This is a genomic window from Actinosynnema sp. NPDC023658 (assembly GCF_040639995.1).
Lineage (GTDB): Bacteria > Actinomycetota > Actinomycetes > Mycobacteriales > Pseudonocardiaceae > Actinosynnema.
This window is the reverse complement of sequence record NZ_JBFAAX010000481.1, coordinates 1-4,496: the sequence shown is the minus strand read 5'-3', so window position 1 is coordinate 4,496 and position 4,496 is coordinate 1. Positions and strand designations below refer to the sequence as shown.

General features: G+C 73.2%; 5 protein-coding genes. 3 read left to right on the top strand and 2 right to left on the bottom strand.

What is annotated here, in order from left to right; genetic code table 11:
* Positions 1 to 394, bottom strand: a 394-nt coding sequence (locus AB0G02_RS29435) for a universal stress protein (RefSeq protein WP_360800198.1), incomplete at its 3' end; no start/stop codon positions are given.
* A gap of 275 nt (positions 395 to 669) precedes the next feature.
* On the opposite strand from AB0G02_RS29435, the gene AB0G02_RS29430 reads away from it, so the two are divergent.
* Positions 670 to 1,323: a response regulator transcription factor gene (locus AB0G02_RS29430; protein ID WP_360800195.1), complete on the top strand. Its 654-nt coding sequence runs from the start codon at positions 670 to 672 to the stop codon at positions 1,321 to 1,323.
* Position 1,324: 1 nt separating this feature from the next.
* On the opposite strand, the gene AB0G02_RS29425 is transcribed toward AB0G02_RS29430, so the two are convergent.
* Entirely contained in the window at positions 1,325 to 3,019 is a 1,695-nt protein-coding gene (locus AB0G02_RS29425) for a GAF domain-containing protein (RefSeq protein WP_360800192.1), read from the bottom strand.
* 141 nt (positions 3,020 to 3,160) lie between these two features.
* On the opposite strand from AB0G02_RS29425, the gene AB0G02_RS29420 reads away from it, so the two are divergent.
* Positions 3,161 to 4,129, top strand: coding sequence for a nitroreductase (locus tag AB0G02_RS29420; RefSeq protein WP_360800189.1), 969 nt, complete (start codon positions 3,161 to 3,163; stop codon positions 4,127 to 4,129).
* Between the two features lie 27 nt (positions 4,130 to 4,156).
* Positions 4,157 to 4,496, top strand: a 340-nt coding sequence (locus tag AB0G02_RS29415) for a hypothetical protein (protein WP_360800186.1), incomplete at its 3' end; no start/stop codon positions are given.

Here is a 4,496-nt window from a genome sequence, read left to right as displayed (position 1 = left end):
GCGCGTGGTGCACGCAGTAGGAGCTGACCGAGCCCAGCAGCGCCTCCCGGATCGGCCCCGCGCCCCGGCTGCCGACCACCAGCAGCGCCGCACCCTCGGCCGCCCTGACCAGCACATCCCGCGGGTCGCCCTCGGCCAGCACCGCCCGGACCTCGGCGCCGGTCTCCGCGACCACCTCGTCCAGCACGGTCCGGCTGTCCTCGCGCAGCCCGTCGCGGTCCACGCCCGCGGCGACGGTGGCCGACATCGGTCCGACGACCATGCCGTAGTCGACGTGCCAGGCCAGGACGGCCTCCACCTCGCTGCCGCGCAGCTTCGCCTCCTCCACCGCCCAGCGCAACGCGGTCCGACCGGCGGGCGATCCGTCCACACCCACGACGATCCTGTTGTCCATGTCCCCTCCTCGGGTCTCACCACGAGCCTCCCCGCGGACGGGCGCGGAGTTCAGTGGCGGCGGTCCTGTCGCGCCCGGGACCTTCGACTCCCCGGTGGTGCGCCCACCGTCCGGTGCCCGAGGCCGCGCGGTGGCATCGACGGCGGTACGGCTCCGCTGAGGGCATGCTGGAGTCTCCGAGGACCTTGAGCGCGTCGCAGCAGGGTCTTTGGACCCTGTGTCCGTCGACCGCGGTCGACGAGGGTTCGTCCAGGCGGAAGAGGAGAGGTGACCGGGTGGCACGCGTGTTCCTGGTGGACGACCACGAGGTCGTCCGGGTCGGGGTCAGGGAACTGCTCAACAGCGACGACGACCTGGAGGTCGTGGGTGAGGCGTCGACGGTGGCCGAGGCGCTGGCCCGGGTGCCCGGCAGCGGCGCCGAGGTCGCCGTGCTGGACGTGCGGCTGCCCGACGGCAACGGCATCGAGCTGTGCCGGGAGCTGCGCTCGCGCATGCCGGAGCTGAAGTGCCTGATGCTGACCTCGTTCACCGACGACGAGGCCCTGTTCGACGCCATCATGGCCGGCGCCTCGGGGTTCGTGCTCAAGCGCATCCTCGGCCACGACCTGCAGAACGCCGTCCGCACGGTCGCCGCGGGCGAGTCGCTGCTGGACGCCCGGTCGACGTCCGCGCTGCTGAGCCGCATCCGCCGGGAGCGCGAGCAGGGCGACCCCGTGCGCATGCTGACCGAGCAGGAACGCACCGTGCTCGACCACATCGGTGACGGCCTGACCAACCGGCAGATCGCGGAGAAGATGTTCCTGGCCGAGAAGACCGTCAAGAACTACGTCTCGCACCTGCTGGCCAAGCTCGGCCTGGAACGCCGCACCCAGGCCGCCGTCCTGGCGACCAGGCTGCGCAAACCCACCACCCCCTCCAACGAGGAGTAGGTCAGGACAGCGGGACCTGCCACGCCACCCGCGTGCCGCCGTCGGTCCCGGGACCGACCGTGCAGGTCCCGCCCAGTTCGACGGCCCGCCGCTCCAGGTTGCGCAGGCCGCTGCGGGCCACCTGCTCCGGCATGCCCACGCCGTCGTCCACGACCGTGATCGTCAACGCGTCCCCGGCCTCGACGGTCACGACCAGCTCGCCGGCCCGGGCGTGCCGGACGACGTTGCTCACCGCCTCCCGCACGACGGCCTCGGCGTGCTCACCGACGTCCTCGGGCACCGAGTTGTCCACCGTGCCGGTCATCCGCACGGTCGGCGTCACGCCGGCGTCCTCGGTCAGCTCCGAGACCAGGTCCAGCAACCGGCGGCGCAGACCCGGCACGTCGTCCGCGGCCTGCAGGTCGAAGATCGACGTGCGGATCTCCAGCACCGTCTCGTCCAACTGCACCACCGCCTTCTGCACCCGCTCCCGCACCCTCGGATCACGGATCGCGCCCAACGCGCCCTGAAGGCTCATACCGGTGGCGAACAACCGCTGGATCACGTGGTCGTGCAGGTCGCGGGCGATGCGCTCGCGGTCCTCCAGCACGTCCACCAACCGCCGCGCCCGCTGGTTCTCCGCGAACTCCAGCGCCACCGCCGCCTGGTCCGCGAACGACGCCAACAACGGCACCTGCTCCGCCCCGAACCCCGAACCGCCCTTGTCCCGCGCCACCAGCAGCACACCGGTCACCGCGGCCCCCGAGCGCAACGGCACCGCCACGCCGGGGCCCACCTCCGCGGACACGTCGCCCAACCGGCCCTCCAGGTCCTCGACCAGCACCGGAGCACCGGAATCGAGCACCTCCTCGACGAACGCGCCCGCGCCGGCCAGCACCCCGCCGACCAGGTCGGCCACCGGCGAACCGGCACCCGCGGCCATCCGCAGCCGCCGACGGGCCCCGTCGTCCTCCGCGAGCAGGATCAGCGCCATCGAACCGGCCGCCAGCTCCCTCGTGCGCTGCGCGATCAACCGCAACGCGTCCTCCGCCGACGCACCGCCCAGCAGCTCGGTGTTGACCTCCGCGGTCGCCTCCAACCAGCGCTCACGCATCCGCGACCGCTCGAACAGCCGCGCGTTCTCCACCGCCACGCCCGCCGCCGCGGCCAACGCGCTGAGCACCACCTCGTCGTCGGGGGTGAAGTCGGTGCCGCCGATCTTCTCGGTCATGTAGAGGTTGCCGAACACCTCGTCGCGCACCCGCACCGGCACGCCCAGGAAGCTGTGCATCGGCGGGTGGTCGGCCGGGAAGCCGACCGACGCCGGGTGCTCGGAGAGGTCGTGCAACCGGATCGCCCGCGGATCCTTGATCAACAACCCGAGCAGGCCCTTGCCCTCCGGCAGGTGCCCCATGCGCGAGCGGGTCTCCGGGTCGATGCCCACGTAGACGAACTCCGACAGGTTCTCCCTGGACCCCAGCACGCCCAACGCGCCGTACCGCGCGCCGACCAGCTCCACCGCGGCCTGCACGATCCGCTGCAACGTCGAGTCCAGCTCCAGGCCCGCGCCCACCGCCAGCACCGCGTCCAGCAGGCGCTGCATCTTGTCCCTGGTCGACGCGATCTCGGTCAGCCGCTCGCGCACCTCGTCGAGCAGCTCGTCCAGCCGGAGCCCTCCGAGCAGGCGGTGCGGGTTCGGGTCTGGGAAGTCGGCCACCGGTCCACCCTCGCACGGGAGCACCGGCACGCCAAGTCAACCGTCCCTGGTGGATGAGGACCTTCGACCGTGTGCCGCCGACGGTCCCGGGCGGACAGTGGAGGCACAGGTCCGAGCAAGGGAATGGGTTGGGGTGACGTGATGAACCGGGTGGACGAGGTGCTCGGTCTGGCCGGCGCCGAGGTGGCCGACGTGATCGCCACGGCGGCGCTGGCCCCATCGGTGCACAACACGCAGCCGTGGAGGTTCCGGCTCGCGAGCGACCGGATCGAACTGCACCCGGACCTCGACCGGCACCTGCCCGCCACGGACCCGGAGAACCGCGAGCTGCGCCTCTCGTGCGGCGCGGCGCTGTTCAACACCCGGCTGGCGCTGCGCGCCCACGGCGTCAAGCCGCTGGTCACGCTGCTGCCCGGGTCCGACGCGCCGGGAGCGCTCGCCACCGTCCGCCGGGGCGGGAGCCGGGAGCTGGACGAGGAGACCCGGCAGCTGATCCGGGCGGTGCCGGTGCGCAGGTCGAACCGCAAGCCGTTCCGCGACGTGCCGGTCCCGGCGGGGCACCGCCAGGCGCTGGTCCGGGCGGCGGAGCGGGAGCGGTCGTGGCTGCACGTCGTGACCGACCACGAGGACCGCGCCCGGCTCCAGCGGCTCGTGGCCAAGGCGCACGGGGTCCAGGCCCAGGACCCGCGGGTGCGGGCCGAGCTCGGCGCGTGGACCGGCACGAGGGTCGACGACGGTGTGCCGGCCGCGTCCGCGGGCATCCGACCCGCCCCGCAGGACGAGTGGGCGTTGCGCGACTTCCACGCCGCCGAGCGCCTGCCCGGCAAGGACTACGAGTCCGACCCGCTGGTGGTCGTGCTGTGCTCGTTCTACGACGGTCCGCTGGCCGAGTTGCAGACCGGTCAGGCGTTGCAGCGGGTGCTGCTGACCGCGACCACCCTCGGGCTGTCCGTGTCGTTCATGTCGCAGGCGATCGAGGTGCGTTCGGTCCGCGAGGAGCTGCGCCGGTCGCTCGGCGGCGGCGTCGTGCCCCAGACCGTGCTGCGCATCGGCTTCGGCTCGCCCGTGCCGCCGACGCCGCGCCGCGCGGTCACCGACTTCCTGCTGTGAGCCGCTTCTCCGATTGGTGGTCGAGTCATGAGCCCCACACCCCTCCCGGTCGTCACCGTGCGCGACAGCTCCCCCTGGGGCGAGGCCGCGCTCCGCTGGGCGACGGCGCACGCACAGCTGGTCGGAGCGCCGCTGGAGGTGCACCCGACCACCCCGGACCTGGTCCACGACCTGCTGCTGGCCAGCACGCGCGCCCAGTTGGTCGTGGTGCCGCACCGCGGTGACAACGGCACGTCCTTCGGCCTCGGCCGGTTCGTGCTGCCCCTGGTCCAGCACGCGGCGTCCGACGTCGTGGTGGTGCGCGGCACCCCGGAGGCGCTGGACGGCGCGCACCGCCGGGTCACCGCCCTGATCACCGGCGACGAGC

Bases quoted from the DNA above. Each gene is read 5' to 3' on its own strand.
- AB0G02_RS29420 (WP_360800189.1), top strand. From the start codon at position 3,161: ATGAACCGGGTGGACGAGGTGCTCGGTCTGGCCGGCGCCGAGGTGGCC.